This is a genomic window from Variovorax paradoxus, assembly GCF_030815975.1.
In the GTDB taxonomy this organism is placed as follows: domain Bacteria; phylum Pseudomonadota; class Gammaproteobacteria; order Burkholderiales; family Burkholderiaceae_C; genus Variovorax; species Variovorax paradoxus_N.
Genome location: NZ_JAUSXL010000002.1, coordinates 1,998,209 through 2,021,329, shown reverse-complemented (window position 1 = coordinate 2,021,329; position 23,121 = coordinate 1,998,209). Strand labels below are relative to the sequence as shown.

The 23,121-nt window shown below is 69.4% G+C and carries 23 protein-coding genes; 17 read left to right on the top strand and 6 right to left on the bottom strand.

Translation table 11 applies throughout. The features are described 5' to 3' along the window. A complete protein-coding gene (locus tag QFZ47_RS13330; RefSeq protein WP_307656081.1) occupies positions 1–831 on the bottom strand; it encodes an isocitrate lyase/PEP mutase family protein in 831 nt (276 codons plus the stop codon). Between the two features lie 99 nt (positions 832–930). Between QFZ47_RS13330 and QFZ47_RS13325 the strand changes: the two genes are divergently transcribed. Beyond that, positions 931–1,389, top strand: a complete 459-nt coding sequence (locus tag QFZ47_RS13325) for a hypothetical protein (RefSeq protein ID WP_307656080.1) — start codon at positions 931–933, stop codon at positions 1,387–1,389. On the opposite strand, the gene QFZ47_RS13320 is transcribed toward QFZ47_RS13325, so the two are convergent. From QFZ47_RS13320 to QFZ47_RS13310, 3 genes are read right to left on the bottom strand one after another with little or no spacing between them, the layout of a single operon-like run. Further along, the gene (locus QFZ47_RS13320; protein ID WP_307656079.1) at positions 1,386–1,823 is read right to left on the bottom strand and encodes a VOC family protein; all 438 of its coding nucleotides are present in this window, start codon (positions 1,821–1,823) and stop codon (positions 1,386–1,388) included. The genes QFZ47_RS13325 and QFZ47_RS13320 overlap by 4 nt on opposite strands. A gap of 23 nt (positions 1,824–1,846) precedes the next feature. Then, complete coding sequence (locus tag QFZ47_RS13315) at positions 1,847–3,082, bottom strand: CaiB/BaiF CoA transferase family protein (RefSeq protein ID WP_307656078.1); 1,236 nt, start codon at positions 3,080–3,082, stop codon at positions 1,847–1,849. Positions 3,083–3,087: 5 nt separating this feature from the next. Next, positions 3,088–4,287: an acyl-CoA dehydrogenase gene (locus tag QFZ47_RS13310; protein WP_124464046.1), complete on the bottom strand. Its 1,200-nt coding sequence runs from the start codon at positions 4,285–4,287 to the stop codon at positions 3,088–3,090. Between the two features lie 186 nt (positions 4,288–4,473). Between QFZ47_RS13310 and QFZ47_RS13305 the strand changes: the two genes are divergently transcribed. Continuing rightward, positions 4,474–5,394, top strand: a complete 921-nt coding sequence (locus QFZ47_RS13305) for a LysR substrate-binding domain-containing protein (protein WP_307656077.1) — start codon at positions 4,474–4,476, stop codon at positions 5,392–5,394. Positions 5,395–5,419: 25 nt separating this feature from the next. Then, positions 5,420–5,824 carry a phage holin family protein gene (locus QFZ47_RS13300; RefSeq protein ID WP_307656076.1) on the top strand — a complete coding sequence of 135 codons (405 nt, stop codon included), beginning with the start codon at positions 5,420–5,422 and terminating at the stop codon, positions 5,822–5,824. Positions 5,825–5,853: 29 nt separating this feature from the next. Here the strand turns inward: QFZ47_RS13300 and QFZ47_RS13295 are convergent, their stop codons facing one another. Next, on the bottom strand, positions 5,854–6,579 hold the full coding sequence (locus QFZ47_RS13295) for a maleate cis-trans isomerase family protein (RefSeq protein WP_307656075.1): 726 nt from the start codon (positions 6,577–6,579) through the stop codon (positions 5,854–5,856). Positions 6,580–6,715: 136 nt separating this feature from the next. Between QFZ47_RS13295 and QFZ47_RS13290 the strand changes: the two genes are divergently transcribed. The 9 genes from QFZ47_RS13290 to QFZ47_RS13250 all read left to right on the top strand — a co-directional run bounded on the left by QFZ47_RS13290 (position 6,716) and on the right by QFZ47_RS13250 (position 16,983). After that, entirely contained in the window at positions 6,716–7,549 is an 834-nt protein-coding gene (locus tag QFZ47_RS13290) for an IclR family transcriptional regulator (RefSeq protein WP_307656074.1), read from the top strand. A gap of 175 nt (positions 7,550–7,724) precedes the next feature. After that, entirely contained in the window at positions 7,725–8,801 is a 1,077-nt protein-coding gene (locus tag QFZ47_RS13285; RefSeq protein WP_307656073.1) for a TRAP transporter substrate-binding protein, read from the top strand. A 105-nt stretch (positions 8,802–8,906) separates the two neighbouring features. After that, positions 8,907–9,485 (top strand): TRAP transporter small permease subunit, encoded by a 579-nt coding sequence (locus QFZ47_RS13280; protein ID WP_307656072.1) that lies wholly within the window; start codon positions 8,907–8,909, stop codon positions 9,483–9,485. Then, positions 9,482–10,774, top strand: coding sequence for a TRAP transporter large permease (locus tag QFZ47_RS13275; protein WP_307656071.1), 1,293 nt, complete (start codon positions 9,482–9,484; stop codon positions 10,772–10,774). Before QFZ47_RS13280 ends, QFZ47_RS13275 begins: the two co-directional genes overlap by 4 nt. 43 nt (positions 10,775–10,817) lie before the next feature. Further along, positions 10,818–11,858 (top strand): TRAP transporter substrate-binding protein, encoded by a 1,041-nt coding sequence (locus QFZ47_RS13270; RefSeq protein ID WP_307656070.1) that lies wholly within the window; start codon positions 10,818–10,820, stop codon positions 11,856–11,858. 7 nt (positions 11,859–11,865) lie between these two features. Next, entirely contained in the window at positions 11,866–13,254 is a 1,389-nt protein-coding gene (locus QFZ47_RS13265) for an amidase (protein WP_307656069.1), read from the top strand. Next, positions 13,251–14,027 (top strand): 2-keto-4-pentenoate hydratase, encoded by a 777-nt coding sequence (locus QFZ47_RS13260; RefSeq protein WP_307656068.1) that lies wholly within the window; start codon positions 13,251–13,253, stop codon positions 14,025–14,027. The genes QFZ47_RS13265 and QFZ47_RS13260 overlap by 4 nt, the downstream gene beginning before the upstream one ends. An 84-nt stretch (positions 14,028–14,111) precedes the next feature. Next, positions 14,112–14,840: a 2OG-Fe(II) oxygenase gene (locus tag QFZ47_RS13255; protein ID WP_307656067.1), complete on the top strand. Its 729-nt coding sequence runs from the start codon at positions 14,112–14,114 to the stop codon at positions 14,838–14,840. 190 nt (positions 14,841–15,030) lie between these two features. Further along, entirely contained in the window at positions 15,031–16,983 is a 1,953-nt protein-coding gene (locus QFZ47_RS13250) for an adenylate/guanylate cyclase domain-containing protein (RefSeq protein WP_307656066.1), read from the top strand. Here the strand turns inward: QFZ47_RS13250 and QFZ47_RS13245 are convergent. After that, the gene (locus tag QFZ47_RS13245; protein ID WP_307656065.1) at positions 16,962–18,998 is read right to left on the bottom strand and encodes an acetoacetate--CoA ligase; all 2,037 of its coding nucleotides are present in this window, start codon (positions 18,996–18,998) and stop codon (positions 16,962–16,964) included. The two genes, QFZ47_RS13250 and QFZ47_RS13245, sit on opposite strands and share 22 nt — an antisense overlap. A 99-nt stretch (positions 18,999–19,097) precedes the next feature. Between QFZ47_RS13245 and QFZ47_RS13240 the strand changes: the two genes are divergently transcribed. The 5 genes from QFZ47_RS13240 to QFZ47_RS13220 are packed head-to-tail and all read left to right on the top strand — an operon-like array spanning position 19,098 to position 23,112. Then, entirely contained in the window at positions 19,098–19,826 is a 729-nt protein-coding gene (locus QFZ47_RS13240) for a TetR/AcrR family transcriptional regulator (RefSeq protein WP_307656064.1), read from the top strand. Next, the gene (locus QFZ47_RS13235; RefSeq protein ID WP_307656063.1) at positions 19,823–20,767 is read left to right on the top strand and encodes an ABC transporter substrate-binding protein; all 945 of its coding nucleotides are present in this window, start codon (positions 19,823–19,825) and stop codon (positions 20,765–20,767) included. The genes QFZ47_RS13240 and QFZ47_RS13235 overlap by 4 nt, the downstream gene beginning before the upstream one ends. Continuing rightward, entirely contained in the window at positions 20,764–21,546 is a 783-nt protein-coding gene (locus QFZ47_RS13230; protein WP_307656062.1) for an ABC transporter ATP-binding protein, read from the top strand. Before QFZ47_RS13235 ends, QFZ47_RS13230 begins: the two co-directional genes overlap by 4 nt. Continuing rightward, positions 21,539–22,309 carry an ABC transporter permease gene (locus QFZ47_RS13225; RefSeq protein WP_307656061.1) on the top strand — a complete coding sequence of 257 codons (771 nt, stop codon included), beginning with the start codon at positions 21,539–21,541 and terminating at the stop codon, positions 22,307–22,309. Before QFZ47_RS13230 ends, QFZ47_RS13225 begins: the two co-directional genes overlap by 8 nt. Beyond that, entirely contained in the window at positions 22,306–23,112 is an 807-nt protein-coding gene (locus QFZ47_RS13220) for an ABC transporter permease (RefSeq protein ID WP_307656060.1), read from the top strand. Before QFZ47_RS13225 ends, QFZ47_RS13220 begins: the two co-directional genes overlap by 4 nt. Positions 23,113–23,121 lie beyond the last annotated feature (9 nt).

Here is a 23,121-nt window from a genome sequence, read left to right as displayed (position 1 = left end):
CTATTCGGAGAACCGACCGAAGAACCCATTGAGATCGGCCCCCGAGGCCGCGCCTTCGAAGCCGTCGAAACGCCCCTTTTCGGCCAGCGCCCGCGCGGCACGGTCGAAGCCACCCCAGGCCGCGCGGGCAAGCGCACCGCCCACGCTGACGCGCCGCACGCCGAGCGCGGCGATGTCCTGCATCGTGAGTTCGCTGGGCCAGCCGATCAGCAGGTTGACCGGCTTGGGCGCCACCGCGGCGACCACGGCCACGATCTGCTCGCGCGTGCGGATGCCCGGTGCGTAGAGGCAGTCGGCGCCCGCCTCGGCGTAGGCCTTGAGGCGGGCGATGGCGTCGTCGAGGTCAGGGCGGCCGACGAAGAAGTTCTCGGCGCGGCCCACCAGCAGCGTGTCGCCACCGGCCGCGTCGATGGCGCTGCGGGCCGCACGCAACCGTTCGACCGCCACGCCGATCGCGAACAGCGGGTTCGCCGCATCGCCGGTCGAATCCTCGATCGACAGGCCCGCCACGCCGGTCTCGACCGCCAGGCGCACGCTTTCCGCGACGCCTTGGGCATCGGCCGCGAAGCCGTTCTCGAAGTCGGCGTTCACGGGCAGGTCGGTGGCCGTGACGATGTCGCGCAGATGGGCCAGCACGGTGTCGCGCGATTGCGCGCCGTCGGCCAAGCCCTGCGACCAGGCATGGCCCGAGCTCGTGGTGGCCAGCGCCTTGAACCCAAGGCCCTGTAGGTAGCGCGCGCTGCCCGTGTCCCAGGGGTTGGGAATGGCGAAGCAGCCCTGTTCGTGAAGGGCGCGGAAGTCGGCGCGTTTCTGGGCGACGGTGCGGGTCATGGAAGCCTCATCTTTCTTTCTTGCGTGCGAAGCATGAGGTTTTAACGCAAGGAGGCGGGCATTGCGCGAGCACAGCTTTCGGTGTTCTGATCGGCCCCCATGTCCTATGCCATCCTGCTCTTCATCCATCTCCTTGCCGCCGCCTTCTGGGTCGGCGGCATGGCCACCCTGCACTTTGCGGTGCGCCCCGCCGCCGTCGCCACGCTGGAGCCGCCGCTGCGCCTGCGCACGATGGCCGCGGCGCTGCGGCGCTTCTTCGTCGGCGTGGACGCGGCCCTCACGCTGCTGTTCGTGACCGGCGTGGCGATGATCCTGCTCGCGGGCGGCTTTCGCGCGGTGCACTGGCGCATCGAGGCGATGATGGGCATCGCGATCGTGATGGCCGGAATCTATTCGTACATCCGCGCCTCGGTGTTCAGGGCGATGCGCCGCGCGGTGGAAGAAAGCGCATGGCCCGTGGCGGCCGGGCGGCTCGACATGGTTCGCAAGCTCGTGAGCCTGAACCTCGCGCTCGGCGTGGCGGTGTTCGGCGTGGCGATCCTGGGGCGCGCCGGCTAGAAGCTGGCGCCTGCCGGCCCTTTCAGCTCGACGCCGTTGCAGTCGGGGTCGGCGATGTAGATCGAAGGCCCGTTGCCCTCGGCGCCGAAGTTGTTCTGCACCTCGCCATGCACCGGCACGCCGTGCCGGGCCATCAGCGCGCGGATGGCCGCCTCGTCGAAGGGCTCGATGCGCAGGCAGAAGTGATCGACGTTGCGGCCCTCCTTGCCCGCAAGCGCGCCGCCCTGCTTGCCGAGCGGACCGTTGTGCGAGACGAGATCGATGAGGCTCGAGCCGGCGCGCAGGTGCACGAGCCCCAGGTCATCGCGGCGCTTCTCGAGCTGGCAGCCCAGCACGTCGCGGTAGAAGGCGATCGACCGCTCGATGTCCTTCACGCGCAGCACGAGATGGTCGATGCGCAGCACCGAGAACGGCAATTGCATCGATTCGGTCATGGCCGCCGTCCTTTTCTCTCTCTTCAGACCACGCCGGCCGCGCGCAGCGCGTCGAAGCGCGCGCCATCGATGCCGAACTCCGCCAGCACCTCGCGCGTGTGCTGCCCGAGCGCCGGCGGCGCATGGCGCAGCACGGGCGGCGTGGCGGTGAGGCGCAGCGGGCTCGCGACGCCGGTGATGCTTGCGATGCCGTCCCCCGCATCGCGCGGCAGCGTGACCGCGAGGCCGCGCGACTTGACCTGCGCATCGTCGAAGGCCTGCGCGATGTCGTTGATCGGGCCGCAGGGCACGGCCTTGTCTTCGAGCAGCGCGACCCAGTCGGCCGTGCTGCGGGTGCGCGTGAGCTCTTCCATCATCGGAATGAGCACGCCGCGGTGCTTCACGCGCAGCGTGTTGCTGGCAAAGCGCGCATCGGCGGACCATTCCGCGTGGCCGGCCGCTTCACAGAAGCGCGCGAACTGGCCGTTGTTGCCGATGGCCAGCAGCATCGAACCATCGAGCGTCGGAAAGTCCTGGTAGGGCGCGAGGCTCGGGTGCGTGTTGCCCTGGCGCTGCGGCGCATGCCCGGTGTTGAGGAAGGCGCTCGCCTGGTTGGCGAGGATCGCCATGCCCACGTCGAGCAGCGCCATGTCGATGTGCTGGCCTTCGCCGGTGCGGTCGCGCACCTGCAGCGCGGCGAGGATGGCGGTGCTCGCATAGACGCCGGTGAACAGGTCGGTGAGCGCCACGCCCACGCGCAGCGGGCCGCCGCCGGGCACGTCGTCGGGGCGGCCGGTGATGCTCATCATGCCGGTCATGGCCTGGATCATCAGGTCGTAGCCCGCGCGCTCGGCATACGGGCCGTCGTGGCCGAAGCCGGTCACGCTGCAGTAGACGAGGCGCGGGTTGGCCGCGCGCAGGGTCTCTTGATCGAGACCGTACTGCTTCAGGCCGCCGGTCTTGAAGTTCTCCACCACGATGTCGGCCTGCGCCGCCATCTGCTTGAGCAGCGCCTGCCCGTCGGGCGCGGCCATGTCGACGGTGACCGAGCGCTTGTTGCGGTTGCAGGCGGTGAAGTAGCTGGCCTGGTCGGAGTCGTTGCCGTTCGCGTCCTTGATGAACGGCGGCCCCCAGGTGCGCGTGTCGTCGCCGACACCGGGGCGCTCGATCTTGATGACGTCCGCGCCCAGGTCCGCGAGGATCTGCGTGCACCACGGGCCCGCGAGCACGCGGGACAGATCGAGGACCTTGATGCCATCGAGTGCTGCGGGCTTGGTCATGCGTTTCAGTTGGCGAAAGCCGCGATGCCGGTGATGGCACGGCCCAGGATGAGGGCGTGGATGTCGTGCGTGCCTTCGTAGGTGTTGACCACCTCGAGGTTCACCAGGTGGCGCGCCACGCCGAACTCGTCGCTGATGCCGTTGCCGCCCATCATGTCGCGCGCCAGGCGGGCGATGTCCAGGGCCTTGCCGCAGTTGTTGCGCTTCATGATCGAGGTGATCTCGACCGACGCGGTGCCCTCGTCCTTCATGCGGCCCAGGCGCAGGCTGCCCTGCAGGCCCAGCGTGATCTCGGTCTGCATGTCGGCCAGCTTCTTCTGGATCAGCTGGTTGGCGGCGAGCGGGCGGCCGAACTGCTTGCGGTCCAGCGTGTACTGGCGGGCGCGGTGCCAGCAGTCTTCGGCGGCGCCGAGCGCGCCCCACGAGATGCCATAGCGCGCGCTGTTCAGGCAGGTGAACGGGCCCTTCAGGCCCTGCACTTCGGGGAACGCGTTTTCCTCGGGGCAGAACACGCCGTCCATCACGATTTCGCCGGTGATGCTGGCGCGCAGGCCGACCTTGCCGTGGATCGCGGGGGCCGAGAGGCCTTTCATGCCCTTCTCGAGCACGAAGCCGCGGATCGGGCCCACGGTGCCGCTTTCGCTGACTTCCTTGGCCCAGACCACGAACACGTCGGCGATGGGCGAGTTGCTGATCCACATCTTGGCGCCGGAAAGCGAATAGCCGCCCGGCACCTTCTTGGCGCGCGTGACCATGCTGCCGGGGTCGGAACCGTGGTCGGGTTCGGTCAGGCCGAAGCAGCCGATCCATTCGCCGGTGGCGAGCTTGGGCAGGTACTTCTGCTTCTGCGCCTCGGTGCCGAATTCGAAGATCGGCACCATCACCAGCGAGCTCTGCACGCTGGCCATCGAACGGTAGCCCGAGTCGACGCGCTCGACTTCGCGCGCGATCAGGCCGTAAGCCACGTAGTTGAGGCCGGGGCCGCCGTACTGCTCGGGAATGGTGGGGCCAAGCAGGCCGAGCGCGCCCATTTCACGAAAGATGGCGGGGTCGGTCTCGCCGCTGCGAAAGCCCTCGATGACGCGGGGCGCGAGGCGCTCCTGGCAGTAGGCATTGGCCGCGTCGCGGATCATGCGTTCTTCGTCGGTCAGCTGCTGGTCGAGAAGAAGGGGATCGTCCCAGTGGAATTGCGCTTTGGCGGCCATGTGCTTGTCTCCGGAAGAGGGGAAAGGGAAAAGAGGGAGGGGAATGGGTCGATCCTAGCCATGCAGAGGGCCGGGCGCAAACGATGAATCCTCACCCAGATATGCGCCCTGCGCACATCTTGAACCCATGCGGCGAGAGGTTTCCATTGGCGACGGCGTCCTCCCAGTCATACACTACCGGCATACATGCGCCGCAAGATCCCGCCCCTGCAGACCCTCGTGTGCTTCGACGCCGCCGCGCGCCACGAGAGCTACACGCGCGCCGCGCAGGAACTCGCGCTCACGCAGAGCGCGGTGTCGCGCCAGATCGGCACGCTCGAAGCCTTCCTGGGCGTGGCGCTGTTCCGCCGCACGCGCCATGGCGTGGCGCTCACCGCGAGCGGCGCGGCCTATGCGCGCCAGATCACCAAGCGGCTCGAAGCCATGGAGCGCGACACGCTCGACGCCATGGCGCACCAGGGCGAAGGCGGCTCGCTCTCGCTGGCGGCGGTGCCCACCTTTGCCACGCGCTGGCTGATGCCGCGGCTGAAGGGCTTCGCGGCGCTGCAGCCCGACGTGGTGGTGCACATCGAGACGCGCACGCGGCCCTTTCTGTTTGCCGATGCGGAGTTCGATGCGGCGCTGTATGCCGGCACGCCCGCGCAGGTCGAGAACTGGGCCGGCACGCACGCGCTCATGCTGATGCACGAGGACGTGGTGCCGGTGTGCAGCCCGTCGCTGCTGCAGTCGAACGGACGCAAGGGCAAGCCGGTGTCGCCGGCGGCCATCGCGCAGATGCCGCTGCTGCAGCAGAGCACGCGGCCCGACGGCTGGCGCCAATGGTTCGACGCACAGCAGGTCGATGCGCCCAATGCGCGCGGCGGGCCGCGCTACGAGCTGTTCTCCATCCTGGCCGCGGCTGCATCGAACGGCCTGGGCGTGGCGCTGATGCCCACGATGCTGGTGGCCGACGAACTCGCGCGCGGCGAACTGGTGGTGGCCTGCGCGCGGCCGCTGTCGGGCGAGCGCAACTACTACCTCGTGACGCCCGAGCGCGCCGACCAGCGGCCGCTGTTGAAGTTCTTCAGCGACTGGCTGCTGGCCGAGGCAAGGCGCAGCGCCGTCTAAGACGGTGCCGATATGATCGGTCTGCATGCTGAACAACCTCGCTCCCTTTCTCGTGCACTGGGCCATCACCGCGCTGTCGCTGTGGGTGGCCAGCCTGATCTTTCGCGGCATCAAGTTCGAGAACACGTCCGCACTCGTGATCTCGGCCCTGCTGCTGGGCCTGGCCAATGCCATCGTCAAACCGCTCCTGATCGTGCTCACGCTGCCGCTGACGCTGTTGACGCTCGGCCTCTTTTTGCTGGTGATCAACGCGCTGATGATCATGCTGGTGGCCGCGCTGGTGCGCGGGTTCAAGCTCTCGGGCTTCTGGACCGCGTTCTTCGCAAGCATCTTCATCTCGCTGCTGAGCATCGCGATCGACTCGCTGGTGAACAGCGGCGACCCCGCGACCACCATCCAGATGCCGACGGGCAGCGGCAAGTGGCTGTAGGCCCCCAAGCCGGGGCCTGAGCGGGCCCATCACCGCCAGCCGAACAGCGCGCCCCAGCCGCGCACCTGCGCCGGATCGGCCCCCACGGCGCGCAGCTGGCCCCAGACGGTGGTGCTCACGGTGTCGAGCAGCGCAATCCCGGTTTCGGCCTCGAACGCCTCGGCCAGGGGCGCGGCGTGCAGGTTGGTGCAGAAGGTGGTGATGGCCTCGGGCCGCCCGGCCGCCACCTCGCGCATCGATGCCATCAGCTGCGCAGGCTCGACCAGCGCGAAGTCGTGGTTCACGCGGATGCCCAGGTGGCGCTCGGCCACCACCTCGATGCCGAGCGCGCGGTAGTTGTCGACGATGCGCTGCTGCACGTCGGCGGTGTAGGGCGTCACCAGCCCGAGCCGCTTCACGCCGCGCAGCGCCAGCAGTTCGTTGAGCGCCAGCACGGCGGTGGTGGCGGCGATGCCGGTTCGCTCGCGGATGCGCTCGACCAGGCGCCGATCGGCATCGAAGCCCAGCCAGCCCGACGAGGTGCCGCTCCAGGCGATCACGTCGACCCGCGCATCGGCCAGCAGTTCGGCGGCCGCAAGGATCTTGCTGTCGTCGAACTGGCCCAGGCCCTCGGCCGAGAGCGAGATCTCCGTCACCCTGAAGCGCGAGAAATGGGCGCTGCAGCCCGGCACGCAGGCGGCCAGGGTGCTGGTCAGCGGCTCCAGCGCGGTGTTGGACGATGGCGTGAGCACGCCAAGGCGAAAGGGGCGCGTCATGGGCTTCCTTTGTGTGCGGAGGGCCGGCATCAGCGCAATCAGTTCCTCCAGGCCTCTTGATTGTCAATGATCATGTCGACAATATTCAACGTCCCGGCCGGCCGCGGGGTGGCGTGCAACTTGCAAGGATTTCGTCATGACGGACAGCAGCTCCCCCCGCTCCTCCTCCAAGGCCGCCGGCAAGGTCACGCGCATCGACCGCGACGGCGACGGCACCGTGCAGTCGCTCACGCGGGCGATGCAGCTGCTCGAACTGCTGGCCGACGACGACGAGGGCTACCGCCTGGTCGACATCGCGGCGCGCAGCGGCCTGTCGTCGTCCACCGCGCACCGCCTGCTCACCACGCTGGAGCAGCGCCAGTTCGTCCAGTTCGACCGCGAAACCAGCCTCTGGTATGTGGGCGTGCGCTGCTTCTCGGTGGGCGCGGCCTTCGGGCGCCGGCGGCGCATCGCGCACCTGGCGCTGCCGGTGATGCGGCGGCTGCGCGACAGCTCGGGCGAAAGCATCAACCTGGGCATTGCCGACCTGGGCGACATCGTGTTCGTCACGCAGGTGGAAAGCCGCGAGCTGATGCGCGCCATCGGCAAGCCGGGCTTTCGCGCACCGCTGCACGGCACGGCCATGGGGCAGGCCATCCTGGCCGCCATGGCCGAGGACGACGTGCTGCAGTACCTGCGCACCTACGGCCTGCCCAAGCTCACGCCCAACACCATTGCGCGCGCGTCGCGGCTGCACGAAACCCTGGGCGAGGTGCGCCGGGCGGGCTATGCGGTGGACGACGAGCAGAACGCCGTGGGCCTGCGCTGCATTGCCGCCGCCATCCGCGACGAGCACGGCCAGCCCTTCGGCGCGATCTCGCTCGTGGGCCCGACGCAGCGCATCAAGGCAGCCGACTTCGCGCAGCTGGGCGCCACGGTGCGCAGCGCCGCCGACGAGATCACCGCGGCCTACGGCGGGCGCCTGAAGTAGCCGCCGGCCCCGCTTCTTCCACCGGCGCGCAGCGCCAAGTGCTTGATCTGCAATGATTTTTTTCGCCGTTCCCGGTGCGCGGAAAACTCCGCGCGCGTGCCTTGCGGCGCGGTTCAATGGCCTTCTCCATTGCCGCCTTGCCGATCCGCCCACCTTTGCCCTCCCAGGAGAAATCATGCCGATGCGCCCTCTTGCCAAGCCCTTTTCAAAACCGTTCGCCGCGGCCTTCGTGCTCGCGCTGGCCACGCTGCTCGCCCTTCCCATCGCCCAGGCGCAGGACCGCATCAAGCTGAAGGCCATCGGCCAGCCGCTGGCCACCGGGCTGATCCAGAAGAACAAGGAGCAGCCCTTCTTCGAGAACTTCGCCGCCCGCACCGGCCTGCCGATCGATGTGGACTACAAGCCCATCGACACGCTCGGCATCAAGGACACCGAGCAGCTGCGCGTGATGAAGGCGGGCCTGTTCGACATCGTCTCGCTGCGGGTGTCGCAGAACTCGCGCGACGAGCCGACGATCCTCGGCCTCGACCTGGTCGGCGCCGCGCCTGACTACGCCACCGGCCGCAAGGTGGCCAAGGCCTATTTCGACACGGTCGATGCGCGGCTGCAGCAGCAGTTCAACCTGAAGCTGCTCGGCGTGTGGCCCTTCGGCCCGCAGATCCTGTTCTGCAAGAAGCCGATTGCCTCGCTGGCCGACATCAAGGGCATGAAGGTGCGCGTGTACGACCAGAACCTGGCCAAGTTCATCGAGATGGTGGGCGGCACGCCGGTGCCGGTGTCGTTCGCCGACACGCACCAGTCGCTGTCGCTCGGCGTGGTCGACTGCGCCATCACCGGGCCGAGCTCGGCCAACTCGGCCGGCTGGCCCGAAGTCACGACCCACCAGCTGGCCATCGGCTTCCAGATGGCGCTCAATGGCTACGGCATGACGATGAAGTCGTGGAACGCGCTCAAGCCCGACCAGCAGGCCAAGCTCAAGGCGGCCTTCGACGGCCTGACCGAAGAGGTGTGGAAGTACTCCGAGGAGCTGTTCCGCGACGCGCTCAACTGCAACGCCGGCAAGGATCCGTGCACCACCGGCAAGAAGTTCAAGCTGGTCGACGTGCCGGTCACGCCGGCCGACCTCGATCTGGTGCGCAGCGCGGTCGGCAAGGTGTCGCTGCCGGTGTGGGCCGAGGTCTGCGACAAGTCGAACCCGGGCTGTTCCAAGGGCTGGCAGGCCACCGTGGCGCCGGTGCTGGGGCTCAAGTGAGCAGCGCGGCCATGAGCGAGCGGCCGCCGCAGCCCACCCGCCGCGTCGCCTGAAGAAGCGCAGGGCGCGCCGGCCGCGCCGCGGCGGGTCGACTTCAAGACGCGCGTGGAGACGGTGCTGGCCACCCTCTTCGGCGCGATCTTCCTCGGCCTGTCGCTGATCGTGACCGTCGAGACCGCCGCGCGCAAGCTGTTCAACATCTCGCTGCAGGGCGCGGACGAGCTCGGCGGCTATGCACTCGCGGTGGGCTCGACCATTGCCTTCAGCCTGGCGCTCATGGGCCGCAACCATATCCGCGTCGACGTGTTCCACGAGAAGTTTCCGGCCCGCGTGCAGGCGCTGCTGAACTGGATCTCGGCGGTGTCGCTGGCCGCGCTCGCGGTGTTCATCGGCTGGGTGGCATTCAAGGTGATCGGCGACACCATGGCCTACCGCAGCACCGCGCAGACGCCGTGGGCCACGCCGCTGATCATTCCGCAGGGCGTCTGGTATGCGGGGCTGGTGATCTTCGCGCTGGTGGCCTGCGGGCTCGCGCTGCGCGCCACCAGGCTGCTTCTCAGCGGCAACATCGCGGCGCTGAACACCGACTTCCACCCCAAGAGCGCCAAGGAAGAGCTGAAGGAAGAACTCGACGACCTCGCGGTGCGCCAGGCCGCGCTGCCCGGCGAAGGAGACAAGCCATGAACCTGCTCGTCATAGGACTCGCGTTCTTCGCGATGCTCGGCATGATGCTGGTCGGCATGCCGATTGCCGTGTCGATGGCGCTGGTGGGCATCGTCGGCGGCATCGCGGCCTACGGCACACCCTTCATGGACTCGATCGCGCCCGTGATCTGGGGCGTGCAGAACGAGAACCTGCTGACCTCGGTGCCGCTGTTCGTGCTGCTGGGCGAACTGCTGCTGCGCTCGGGCATTGCCGACCGCATGTACATCGCGCTGTCGGCCTGGCTCGGGCGGCTTCCGGGCGGGCTGCTGCATACCAACATCGGCAGCTGCGCGCTGTTCGCGGCCACCTCGGGTTCATCGGTGGCCACCGCCGCCACGGTGGGCACGGTGGCGCTGCCTTCGCTGCACCGGCGCGGCTACTCGATGCGCGCCTCGCTCGGCAGCCTGGCCGCCGGCGGCACGCTGGGCATCCTGATTCCGCCGAGCGTGAACATGATCGTGTACGGCTCCCTCACCAACAACTCGATCGGCAAGCTGTTCATCGCCGGCATCATCCCGGGCCTGCTTTTGACCGGCTTCTTCATGCTCTGGATCGCGGGCTCCAGCCTGGCGAGCGGCAACGCGATGCGCGAGCCCAAGGTGCCGCTGGACCAGCGCATCCGCGCGCTGGTGCACCTGGTGCCGCCGGCGGTGGTGTTCGGCATCGTCATGGGCAGTCTCTACTTCGGCATTGCCACCGCGGCCGAAAGCGCCGCGCTGGGCGTGATTGCGGCGCTGGGCTTCGTGCTGCACTCGGGCAAGCTGAGCTGGGAGCTGATGCGCAACTGCTTCGTCTCGACCGCGCGCGTGAGCGGCATGATCCTGCTGATCGTGGTGGCGGCCTTCGTGCTGAACCTGACGGTGAGCCTCACCGGCGTGGCCGAGGCCATGACCAAGTGGGTCTCGGGCCTGGGCCTGTCGGCCACGGGGCTGATCCTGGCGCTGATGGTGTTCTACCTGGTGCTCGGCATGTTCATGGACGTGCTGTCGATGCAGGTGGCCACCATTCCCATCACCTATCCGATCGCGACCGCGCTGGGCGTCGACCCGATCTGGTTCGGCATCTTCATCGTGCTGATGTGCGAGCTCGGGCTCATCACGCCGCCGGTGGGCATGAACCTGTTCGTGGTGCACGGCATCCGGCCCGACAACGGCGGCATCGAAGATGCGATCTACGGCGCGCTGCCCTATGCGCTGATCATGATCCTGTTCACCCTGCTGCTGCTGGCCGTGCCGCAGCTGGTGACCTGGCTGCCGGGCCACATGTGAGCCCCTTCGTCTGCGATCCCTCCTCCTTCCACCAGCAGAAGCCATGAAGAAACTCAAGCTCGCCCTCGTTGCCGCGGCCGCCCTCGCCCTGGCGCTGCCCGCGCCGGCCCAGAACACGCGGCTGCGCGTGGCGGGCAGCCTGGTGTCCGGCGGCCTCATCCAGCAGAACAGGGAGCAGCCCTTCTTCGAGAACTTCGCGAAGAACACCGGCCTTCCGATCGATGCCGAGTACAAGCCCCTCGACGTGCTCGGCATGAAGGACGCCGACGGCCTGCGCGTGGTCAAGTCGGGGCTGTTCGACATCGTGGCGCTGCGGCTGGCGCAGGTCTCGCGCGACGACCCGTTCCTGCTCGGCCCCGACATCGTCGGCCTCTCGACCGACTACGACACCGCGCGCAAGGTGGTCGATGCCTACCGCGCGCCGCTCGACACGCGGCTGCAGGAACGCCACGGCGCCAAGCTGCTGGGCACCTATCCGTTCGGCCCGCAGATCATGTTCTGCAAGACCCCGATTGCGGGCCTTGCCGACCTCAAGGGCAAGAAGGTGCGCGTGAGCGACCAGTCGCTCGCGCGCTTCATCGAGCGGCTCGACGGCATTCCGGTGGCGCTGGCCTTCACCGAGACGCAGCAGGCGCTGGAGCGCGGCGTGGTCGACTGCGCAATCACCGGGCCGAGCTCCGCCAACTCGGCCGGCTGGCCCGACGTGACCACGCACGTCATGCCGATCGGCTTCCAGATGCACTTCGTCGCCTACGCCATCAACCTGAAGAAGTGGAACGCGCTGCCGCCCGAGCAGCAAGCCAGGATGGCGGCCGCCTTCCAGAAGCTGGAGACCGACACCTGGGCCTATTCGCGCGAGCTGTGGGACGACGCCTCGCGCTGCAACGTGGGGCGCGAGCCGTGCAAGCTCGGCAAGCGCTACGCCATGAAGGAAGTGCCGGTGAAGCCGGCCGACCAGAAGCTGGTGCGCGACGCGGTCGGCGCGGTCTCGCTGCCGCTGTGGGCCGAGGTTTGCGACAAGTCCTACGACAAGTGCTCGGCCACCTGGAAGCAGGTCGTCGCACCGGTGGTGGGCCTCAGGTAAGCGCGCGATGAAGGCACTCTGGCAACTCACGGCGGCCCAGCTCGCCGATGGTTTTCGCGCCGCCGCCTTCACGCCGGAGCAGGCGCTCGCGGCCTGCCTGGCACGCACGGCCGAAGTGAACCCGCGGCTCAATGCGCTGGTCGCGCTCGATGCCGAAGGTGCGGCCGAGGCGGCGGCGCAAAGCACCGCGCGCTGGCGTTCAGGCCGCGCGCTCGGCGCGCTCGATGGCGTGCCAGCCACCATCAAGGACAACCTGCAGGTGCGCGGCCTGCCCACGCACTGGGGCAGCCGCGCGCTGGCCGGCTTCGTCGCCGAGCGCGACGAGCTGCCGGTGGCGCGGCTGCGCGAAGCCGGCGCGGTGATCTTCGGCAAGACCAACGTGCCCGAGTTCACGATGCAGGGCTACACCGGCAACCCGGTCTTCGGCCCGACCGGCAATCCGTGGAACCCGGCGCTCACGCCCGGCGGCTCCTCGGGCGGTGCGGTGGCGCTGGTGGCGGCGGGCGGCTGCCCGGTCGCGCTGGGCACCGATGGCGGCGGCTCCATCCGCCGGCCCGCATCGCATACGAACCTTGTCGGGCTCAAGCCCTCGCGCGGCCGCGTGCGGCGCGGCGACGGGCTGCCGCCGATCTTTCTCGACTTCGAGGTGGTGGGGCCGATGGCGCGCTGCGTGGACGACGTGGCCGCGGTCATGCAGGCGATCGCGCCGCGCACCACCACCGGTGCACCGCATGAAGCGGCCACGCCGCAGCCCGCGCGCATCCTCTACCTGCCGCGCTTCGCGGACCACCCGGTGGACCCGCGCATCGCACGGCTGGTGGATGCCGCGGCCGGCAACCTGGCCGCGCTCGGCCACCAGGTCACGACGCTGCCGCGCTTCGAGCTTGCCGAGGCGGTCAACCAGCGCTGGCCGCTGCTCGCGCAAGTGGGCCTGGCCTGGCTGGTGGACCATCCGCGAGAGCTCTGGCCCCGCCCCTTCGACCCCGCGCTGTTCGGCCCCGCGATGCAGGCCAACACCGAGACCGGCCGCAATGCCTCGGCGCGCGCGCTGTTCGAACTGCTGTTCGAGGCCGAGCGCCTGCGCGGCGAGCTCGCGGGCCTGTTCGAGCAGCACGATTTTTTACTGACGCCCGCGACCGCGGCGCTGCCCTGGCCCGCCGCCGACACGCATCCGCCGCGCATCGACGGGCGCGAGGTCGGCCCGCGCGGCCATGCGGTGTTCGCCGGCTTCGTCAACGCCGTGGGCCTGCCCGCGATCGCACTGCCCTGCGGCTTTGCGGAGGGCCTGCCGGTGGGGCTGCAGCTGGTCGCGCGCGAAGGCGGCGACGACGCGCTGCTGGCGCTGGCCCGCGAATTCGAACGCGCCCATCCGTGGCAGCGCTTTCCCGCCCTGTGACGACGGCAGCGGCGCCGCCGCCCGGGGGCTTGACCCCGGCCGGCGCGGCGCACGCCCTGTACCTCGCGCGGCGCGACGGCCGGCGCGTGCCCTCCGCGCTGCTGCAGCCGGCGAGCCGCGGCGAGGCCTATGCCATACAGGACGCCACCCTGGCGGCGATCGGCCCGGTCGGCGGCTGGAAGGTCAGCGCGCTGGCGCCCGGCCACGAGCCCACCTGCGCGCCGCTGCCGGCCGAGGGGCTGCTGCCCGACGGCGCGCGCCTGCAAGGCCCGGCATGGCGGCTGCGCGGCATCGAGGCCGAGATCGGCTTCCAGCTCGGCACCGACCTGCCGCCGCGCGCCGCGCCCTACACGCTGGCCGACCTGGCACGCGCTGTCGAATCGGTGCTGCCGGTGATCGAGATCGTCGAGACCCGCCTGGCCGACTGGTTCGGCGCCGACGCCCACGCCCAGCTGGCCGACCTGCTGAGCCATGGCGCGCTGGTGCTGGGCCGCCGCCAGCCCTTCGCGCCGGCCTGGTTCGACCTGCGGCGCGCCGAGGCCGCGCTGCACTTCGACGGGCAGACCGTCGCGCACACCGTGGGCGAACATCCCAGCCCCGATGCGGGCGCACTGCTGGTGTGGCTTGCCAATCATTGCGCCGCGCGCGGCGCCGGGCTCAAGGCGGGCCAGATCGTCACGAGCGGCTCGTGCACCGGCATGCTGTTCGCGTCGGCGGGCACGGCCGTGCGCGTCGAGATCGGCGAGCTTGCGACCGTGGTCGTCTCTTTCTGACATTCGTTCACGGGCATCGCTGCGGCCGGAACCCATGTCCGGAAACAGCGAGCGCCGCAGCCTTGCCGGCCGCACACTTTCGGCATGCAGACCTCTCCCGCCACGACCTCCGCCGCCAACATCGCCCGCGCCCTCGACTGGCCCCGCATCGAAACCGAGCTTGCCACGCGCGGCTGCGCGACCACCGGCGTGCTCTTCAGCCCACAGGAGTGCGGCGCACTGGCCGCGCTCTATGACGAGCCCGGCCGTTTCCGCAGCCGCGTGGTGATGCAGCGCCACGGCTTCGGGCAAGGCGAGTACCAGTACTTCGCCAACCCGCTGCCCGCCTCCGTCACGGCATGGCGCAGCGCGCTGTACGAGCGGCTGGCGCCGCTCGCGAACGCATGGGCGGCCGCGATGGGCCAGCCGGCCGACTACCCGGTGGACCACGCCTCGTACCTTGCGCGCTGCCATGCGGCGGGCCAGCTGCGCCCCACGCCGCTGCTGCTGCGCTACGTGGAAGGCGACTACAACTGCCTGCACCAGGACCTGTACGGCGACCTGCAGTTTCCGATGCAGCTCACGGTGCTGCTGAGCCGGCCGGGCGAAGACTTCACGGGCGGCGAATTCGTGCTCACCGAGCAGCGCCCGCGCATGCAGTCGCGCGCCGAGGTGGTGTCGCTCGCGCAGGGCGAGGCGGTGATCTTCGCGGTCAATCAGCGGCCGGTGGCGGGCACGCGCGGCAGTTACCGCGTCACGATGCGGCACGGCGTGAGCCGCGTGCACTCGGGACGGCGGCACACGCTGGGCATCATCTTCCACGACGCGCGCTAGCAAAGCCCCGGAGGCGTGGCGCACGACCGTGCCATGACGCGCGCGGCCCGAAGTCGCGCAAAATCCGCCCTGCACCCCGGGCGCTCGCCAGGATTTCCGACAAAAACGATCGGAGCAGCGAGCGGCCGGATGCGATCCGCGGCCCGACGTGACGGCCGCGGGTGCGTTCGAGTGGTCGACAGGGAGCTGTATGAACAAGAAGAACTCGTCCGGGCCTCCGGATGTGGCGGGAAAGCCGCCTCTCGCCTTTTTTGAATTTTCCGCGGCCGTGGCCCGGCTCACGCGACGCTTCAGGGTCGACGTGAGCACCATCGTGAGTGCCGTCGCGCTGACGCAGTCGCTGCTGCTGGCCACGCTCGGCTACTGGGGCTCGCAGCGGCTGGTGGCGAAAATCGGCGCCTCCGCGCACGCTGCCAACCACCACCGGACCGAGGACAACGTGCTTGCCGTGCTCGCAAAGGCCGAGTCGGCGGTCGGTGCGCTGGCCGGTGCGCCGAGTCTCGGTCCCGCGGGCGAACATGCGCAGCGCACCGCGGAACTCCTTTGGACCCTGCTGCAGCAGTCGCCCGAACTCGACAGCCTCTACGTGGCCGACGAAACGGGCCAGATGCTGATGGCGCTGCGCTACCCCGTGCCGGCCATCCGGCGCATCGCGCGCAGCGCCAGCGCCGGCGCCGGCGAACCCGCCACCGAGACCTGGCAGTACAAGCTGCCGCCCGCGCCCGAGGTCGACGCGCAGCAGCGCTTCGCCACGCAGCGCATCGAGTCCTTCCGCAGCAGCTACGACCCGCGGCTGCAGCGCTGGTACCAGGAGGCCCGCCAGATGCACAGGCCCGTATGGACGGCGCCCTACACCTTCGCCGCAACGCAGGAACTGGGCGTGAGCTATGCATTGCCCGGCAAGCGCCGCGCGGCCGAGGGCAGCCCCCGGCTGCTGGTGGTGGGCGGCGACGTCTCGCTGGGCCGGCTCTCGGAGTTCGTGCGGCTCTTCGCGAGCGGCGGCCGCGGCGACGGCGCGCTGCTGAACACCGGCGGCCAGGTGCTCGCGCGCAGCGACCAACCCGGCGTGCTGCGCCAGCCCGAGCCGCCCACCGGTGTGCTGGGCGCGCTGCACGCCCACCTGCTGGCTAACGGCACGCCGGACGGCGAGGGCGGCGCGGCCTTCTCGTTCGATCACGAAGGGCGCAGCTACCTTGCCCAGGCCTCGCGCATTCCTTCGGCCGGCTGGCAGCTGGTGAGCTGGGTGCCCCAGGACTTCGTGCTGGGCGAGCTGCGGCGCGCCGTGCTGTGGTGGCTGCTGCTGGGCCTGGCCTTGCTCGCGGCGGCGCTGTTCGTGTCGCTGCAGCTGTCCAGGCTGGTCACGTCGCCGGTCGAGAAGCTCTCGCAGATCGCGCGCCGCATCGGCCTGCTGGAACTCGACGACCTGCCGCGCGAGCCGAGCCGCGTGCTGGAGATCCAGCACCTCGACCAGGCGCTGGACGAGTCGGCGCGCAGCCTCAGGGCGTTCAGCAAGTTCGTGCCGGTGGACGTGATCCACCAACTGGTGGCCGACGGGCAGGCGCTGGCGCCCAGCGGATCGCCGCGGCGCGTGACCGTGATGTTCACCGACATCGAGGGCTTCACGCGAATCTCGGAGTCGATGGAAGCCAACGTGCTGGTGCGCATGCTGACCGAATACTTCAACCTGGCGACGGGCGTGCTGGCGCGCTATGGCGGCGTGATCGACAAGTTCATGGGCGACGGCATCATGGTGCTGTGGGGCGCGCCCGCGGACCTGAAGGACGCGGAATACCGCGCCTGCCTGGCCGCGCTGCAGCTGCACATCGAGACGAGCGCGCTCAACCGCAAGTGGCGCGCCGACGGGCTGCCCGAGTTCCGCACGCGCATCGGCATCCACACCGGCGTGGTGATCGCGGGGGTACTGGGCTCGAACGACCGGCTGTCCTACACGGCCCTGGGCGACGTGGTCAACGTGGCGAGCCGCATCGAGGGCATCAACAAGCAGCTGGGCACGCAGACGCTGATCTCGGAGGTCACCTTCGCGGGCCTGAAGGGCCGGCTGCAGACCCGCCGCATCGACGAGCGGGTGGCGCTGCGCGGCCGCCAGACGCGCATGGTGCTCTACGAACTGCTGATGCCCTGAGGGGCTACGGCGCGCCGCGCGGCGAACTCCACGTACCAGCCGAGCGAGCCGGGGTTGGCCATGGCCTCCGGGTTGACCACCTTCTCGAGCGGCTGGCCCAGCAGCAGCTTCTTGATCGGCAGCTCCTGCTTCTTGCCCGAGAGCGTGCGCGGAATTTCGGCCACCTGGAAGATGTCGTTGGGCAGGAAGCGCGGCGAGAGCGAGGTCTTGATCGCGCCGTTGATCTTTGCGCGCATCGCGTCGTCGAGCGCCACGCCGGGGCGCAGCACCACGAACAGCGGCATGTAGCTTTCGCGGCCCAGGTATTCGAGGTCGACCACCATCGAGTCGAGCACTTCGGGCAGGGCCTCCACGGCGCTGTAGATCTCGCTGGTGCCCATGCGCAGGCCCTGGCGGTTGATGGTGGCGTCGCTGCGGCCGTAGATGATGCAGCCGCCGTCCTCGCCGATCTTGATCCAGTCGCCGTGGCGCCAAACCGCAGGTTTTCCATTTCTACCGGGGTAGTCGTGCTCGAAGTAGCTCGAAAGGTAGCGCGCATTGCCTTCGTCGCCCCAGAAGTACAGCGGCATCGATGGAATGGGCCGCGTGCAGACCAGCTCGCCCACTTCGCCGATGACGGGTTGGCCGTTTTCGTTCCAGGCCTCCACCGCGTGGCCGATCTGGCGGCACTGCATCTGGCCGGGCACTTCGGGCAGCTCGCGGTTGCCGCCGACGAAGGCACCGCAAAAATCGGTGCCGCCGGAAATGTTGCACCACCAGACCTCCTTCGAACCCGCGGCGAGGATCTGCTGCGTGCCCCAGCGCTGCACCTCTTCCGACAGCGGCGAACCGGTGCTGCCGAGCGCGCGCACGCGCGACAGGTCGCCGCATTCGGCCGCGACCACGCCGGCCTTCATGCAGTTGGTGAAGTAGGCCGCGCCGGCGCCGAAGAAAGTGATGCGGTGCTTGGCGACGAAGCGCCACAGCACGGCCCAGTCGGGCTTCTCCTTGCTGCCGGCCGGATGGCCGTCGTAGATGACGATCGTCGCGCCGAAAGCCAGGCCCGCGAGCTGGCAGTTCCACATGACCCAGCCGGTCGAGCTGTACCAGTGAAAGCGCTCGTCGAAATTGTTGGCGCCGTAGCTCGCGCCGATGTCGTTGTGCAGGCCGCAGGCATACATCGTCATGATGATGCCGCCCTGCCCGTGCACGATGGGCTTGGGCAGGCCGGTGGTGCCGCTCGAATAGACGATCCAGATCGGATGGTCGAAGGGCAGCCACTCGGGCTCGAAGGCGGCCACCTCGGCATCGCTGCGCGCGATGGCGTGCTGCCAATCGGCATCGGCGGCGAGCTGCTGCGCGGCATGGGGCGTGCGCAGCAACAGCAGCTTCTGCACGCTGGGCAAGGCGCCGCGCAGTTCCTGCACCACGGCACTGCGGTCGATGGGCTTGGCGCCGTAGTGCACGCCGTCGGCGGCGATCAGCAGCCTGGGCTCGATCTGGCGGAAGCGGTCGACCACCGCGGCCGTGCCCATGTCGGGCGCGCACACGCTCCACACCGCGCCGATGCTCGAGCACGCGAGAAACGCGACCATGGTCTCGGGCACGTTGGGCAGGTAGGCGGCCACGCGGTCGCCGCGCTGCACGCCCAAGGACTTGAGCGTGAGCGCCACCGAGGCCACTTGCCGGCGCAGTTCGGGCCACGGCATCTCGCGCACTTCGCCCCGCTCGTTGTCGCTCACGATGGCGGGCATGCCGGCCGCATGCGCCGCGTCGGCATGGCGCAGCACCTCGCGCGCGTAGTTGACCTGCGCGCCCGGAAACCACGTCGCACCGGGCATGCGGTCGTCGGCCAGCACCGCCGTATGCGGCGTGGGCGACACGATGCCCATGTAGTCCCAGATGCTTTGCCAGAAGGCGTCGAGGTCGGTCACGGACCAGCGCCACAGCGCGTCGTAGGTGTCGAACGACAGGCCGCGCTGGTCGCGCAGCCAGTTCTGGTAGAGGCGGATCTGGGGGATGTTGGGGGCGGACATGGGTCGAGCCTAATGCCGCAGTCCGCGCCGTTCAATCGGGTTTGACCTCAGGGTTTGTACGTGTGTTCAACAGTTTTGTACAGATGTTCAATACGCCTCATGAATGCCCGCACCCAACCTGCCAGGCGAAGCGCCCACCGGGCCGCGGCCACTGCAGCCGAAACGGCCCGGCCCGATCGGCGCCACGCCATCCTGCTGGCGGCGGAAAAGCTTTTTGCGCAGCACGGCTACCACGCGGTCACCATCCGCCAGATCGCCGAGGAAGCCGGCGTGCCGCTGGCGCTGGTGGGCTACTACTTCGGCCCGAAGCACGAGCTCTTCCACGCGATCTTCGAGCACTGGAGCCACAGCATCGAGGAACGGCTCGCGGGCCTTCGGGCCGTGAACAACGACCCCGACGACGCGCGCACGCTGCCGCGCATCATCGAGGCCTTCACGGGGCCGGTGCTGGCGCTGCGCGCGAGCGCCGAGGGCGAGTACTACGCGCTGCTGGTGGCGCGCGAGCTCTACCACGCCACCGAGGAAGCCGACCGCGTGCTGCGCGGCTACTTCGATCCGCTGGCCGAGGCCTACATCGACGCGCTGCACGTCGCGCTGCCGCATGCCACGCGCGGGCAGGCCGCCTGGGGCTACCAGTTCTCGCTCGGGGCGCTCTTGCACCACCTGAACGACAGCCGCATCGAGCGGCTCTCGCGCGGCGAGAACCAGCGCAGCGATCCGGCCGTGGCGCCGATGCTCGTGAACTTCATCGTCGGCGGGCTGCGCGCCGCGCTGCCGCGACCCAAGGCCCCGCAGAAGAAAACCACCTCCAGGAGACAAAAGACATGATGAAACGACGCACCCTGCTGTCGGCGCTGGCCGCGGCCTCGGCCGCCGCGGCGCTGCCCTCGCGCGCGCAATCGAACCCGAAGATCGTGTTCGGCTACACGGCCGTGTCCGACTTCGCCTCGGTCTTCGTGGCGGCCGAAGAGGGCTACTTCAAGAAGCGCAATCTCGAAGTCGAACTCAAGTTCATTCCGCTCAACTCCACCATTCCCGCGGCGCTGCAGTCCGACTCGCTGCAGATCGGCGGGCCCACGCCCTCGGTGTTCCTGCAGGCGGTGGACGGCGGGCTCGACCTGGTGCTGGTGGCCGGCGGCGGGCTCACGTCGAAGACGATCACGGGCTTCGGCCTGGTGGCGCGCGCCGGCTCGGGCATCAAGGGGCCGCAGGACTGCGTGGGCAAGAAGATCGGCGTGCCCGGGCTCGGCGCGTTCCTGCACGTGACCTTCCGCGCCTGGCTCAAGGAGAGCGGCGTGGACTACCGCAAGGTCAATTTCGTCGAGGCCTCGTTTCCGCAGCATGCCGACCTGCTGCGCGGCGGCTCGGTCGACGCGGTGGTGTCGGCCGACCCGTTCATGAGCCGCATCACCGAGAGCGGCGCGGGCTATGTGGCCTCGTACTACTCCACCTTCCTGCCGGAGAACAACCAGACCATCGTGCATGCGGCCAAGCGCGAATGGGTGGTGAAGAACCCGGCCGCCGCACGCGCGTTCCGCGAGTCGCTGGTCGAGGCCGCGGCCTTCATGCAGCAGCCGAAGAACGACGCGAAGGTGCGCGCGGCCATCGGCAAGTACATCAAGCTGCCGCCCGAGGTGCTCGCGAAGATCCAGATCTCGCCGCCCGGCGCCACGGTGAGCGAGAAGCAGTTGGGCTACTGGGTCGGGCTCATGAAGGACCAGGACATGCTCAAGACCTCCATCGACGTTGCGAAGCTGATCGCCAAGTGAGCGCTGCCGCCGACTTTCTTCGCTTCGACGGCGTCGCGATCCGGCTCGGCGGGCGCGAGATCCTGTCGCCCACCTCGTTCGACGTGGCGCGCGGCGAGTTCGTCTGCATCGTGGGCCCGAGCGGCTGCGGCAAGACCACGCTGCTGCGCGCGGCCAGCGGCCTGGTGGCGGCGAGCGCCGGCGAAGTGCGGCGCACGGGCGTGAAGATGAGCGAGCCTTCGCGCGAGGTGGCTTTCGTGTTCCAGGACTATGGCCGGGCGCTGCTGCCCTGGCGCACGGTCGAAGGCAACGTGAGCCTGGCGCTCGAAGCGGCCGGCGTGCCCGCGGCCGAGCGTGCGCCACGCATTGCCGAGGTGCTCGGCAAGGTCGGCCTGGCGAAGCACGCGCAGAAGTTTCCGGTGCAGCTTTCGGGCGGCATGCAGCAGCGCGCACAGATTGCCCGCTGCCTGGCGCAGAAGCCAGAGCTGATGATGATGGACGAACCCTTCGGGGCGCTCGACGCGCTCACACGCCAGAGCCTGCAGGACGAGCTCGCGCGGCTGGTGCGCGAGGACGGGCTCACGGTACTGTTCGTCACGCACGATCTCGAAGAGGCCATCTACCTCGGCGACCGCGTGATCGCGCTGCAGGCCAACCCCGGGCCGGGCCGGCCCAGCCTGGCACGGATGATCGACGTGAAGATTCCGCGCCCGCGCGACCAGCTCACGACGAAGGAGCATCCGGAATACCTGCATCTGCGACGCGAACTCTTCGCCTTCATCGAGCAAAGCCATGACTGAACGCCGCCTCCTGCGCTGGCTGCGGCCGTGGGTCTTTCCGGCCCTGCTGGTCGGCGCTTTCGAGTGGTACGCACGACGCGCGGCCGCATTGGGCAGCGATGCGCTCGCCCCGCCGAGCGCGGCGGCCAAGGCCTTCGTGGGCGCGGCGCTCGATGGCTCGCTGTGGCAGGCCACGGGCTTCACGCTGGGCACGGCCGCGCTCGGCTTGCTTCTGGGCGCGGTGCTCGGCGTTGCGCTGGGGCTGGTGCTCGGGCTCTCGCGCCGCGCGGCGCGGCTCGGCTCGCTTTCCATCGAGGTGCTGCGGCCCGTGCCCTCGGTGGCGCTGATTCCGCTCGCGATGCTGAGCTTCGGATTCGGCGTGCGCATGGAGCTGGCCATCGTCGCCTTTGCCACCTTCTGGCCGCTGCTGGTGCTGGTGCAGTCGGCGGTGCAGCAGATCGAACCGCGGCTGCTCGAGGTGAGCCGCGTGCTGGGCCTCTCGGCGCGCGAGCGCGCCTTCAAGATCGTGCTGCCGGCCATCGTGCCGCGGCTGTTCGTCGCGCTGCGGCTCGGCGTGGCGGTGGCGCTGGTGGTGGCCGTCACGGTGGAGATTGCGGCCAATCCCAACGGCATGGGCTACGCGATGATGATTGCGCAGCAGAGCTTCGACCCCGCGCTGATGCTCGCCTGGCTGGGCTGGATCGGCGTGGTGGGCTTTGCGGTCAATGCGGGCATGGTGCTGCTGCAACGCGTGGTCGCTCGGCGCATGGGGGTGCTGCCATGAACGGCAACGATCGCGGCCGCGTTGGCTTCGTCATGAACCGGCTCGGCTCGCTCGCCGTGCTCTCTGCATTGATTGCGCTGTGGTGGATGGCGAGCAACGCGGGCTGGGTGAGCCGCGTGTTCCTGCCGACACCGCAGGCCACCTTCGCAAGCCTGCTCGAAGGCCTCAACCTCACGGGCCCGAACGGCAACGGGGACCACGGCGAGCTGCTCGCCTTCACGCAGGCCACGGTCGGCCGCATGGTGCAGGGCTGGCTGCTGGCCTCGCTGTTCGGCGTGCTGCTGGGCGCGGCCATCGGCGTGTCGCCCGCGGTGCGCGCATGGGTACAGCCGACGCTCGAATTCATTCGCCCGCTGCCCGCCTCGGCGCTGCTGCCGCTCGCGATTTCGATCTTCGGGCTGAACCCCGGCATGGTGCTGTTCGTGGTGGCCTTCGGCGCGATGTGGCCGGTGCTGCTGGCCACTGTGCACGGCTTCGCAGCCGTGGAACCCAGGTTGTCGGAAGTGGCGCGCTGCCTGCAGATGTCGCGCGCGGCCTTCGTTTGGAAGATGGGCCTGCCCAACGCCATGCCCGACATCCTGGCCGGCATGCGGCTCGCGCTGACCATTGCACTGATCGTCGCGGTGGTGGGCGAAATGATTGCTTCGCAGAGCGGACTGGGCCAGGCCATTCTTCTCGCGGCGCGCGCGTTTCGCGCCAGCGATCTTTTCGCCGGCATCGCGCTGCTCGGGCTGATCGGCTTCGCGAGTAACGCGCTGTTGGCCCTTGCCGAAAAGCGGCTGCTGCGCTGGCAGCAGCCCTGAACGCTGCAC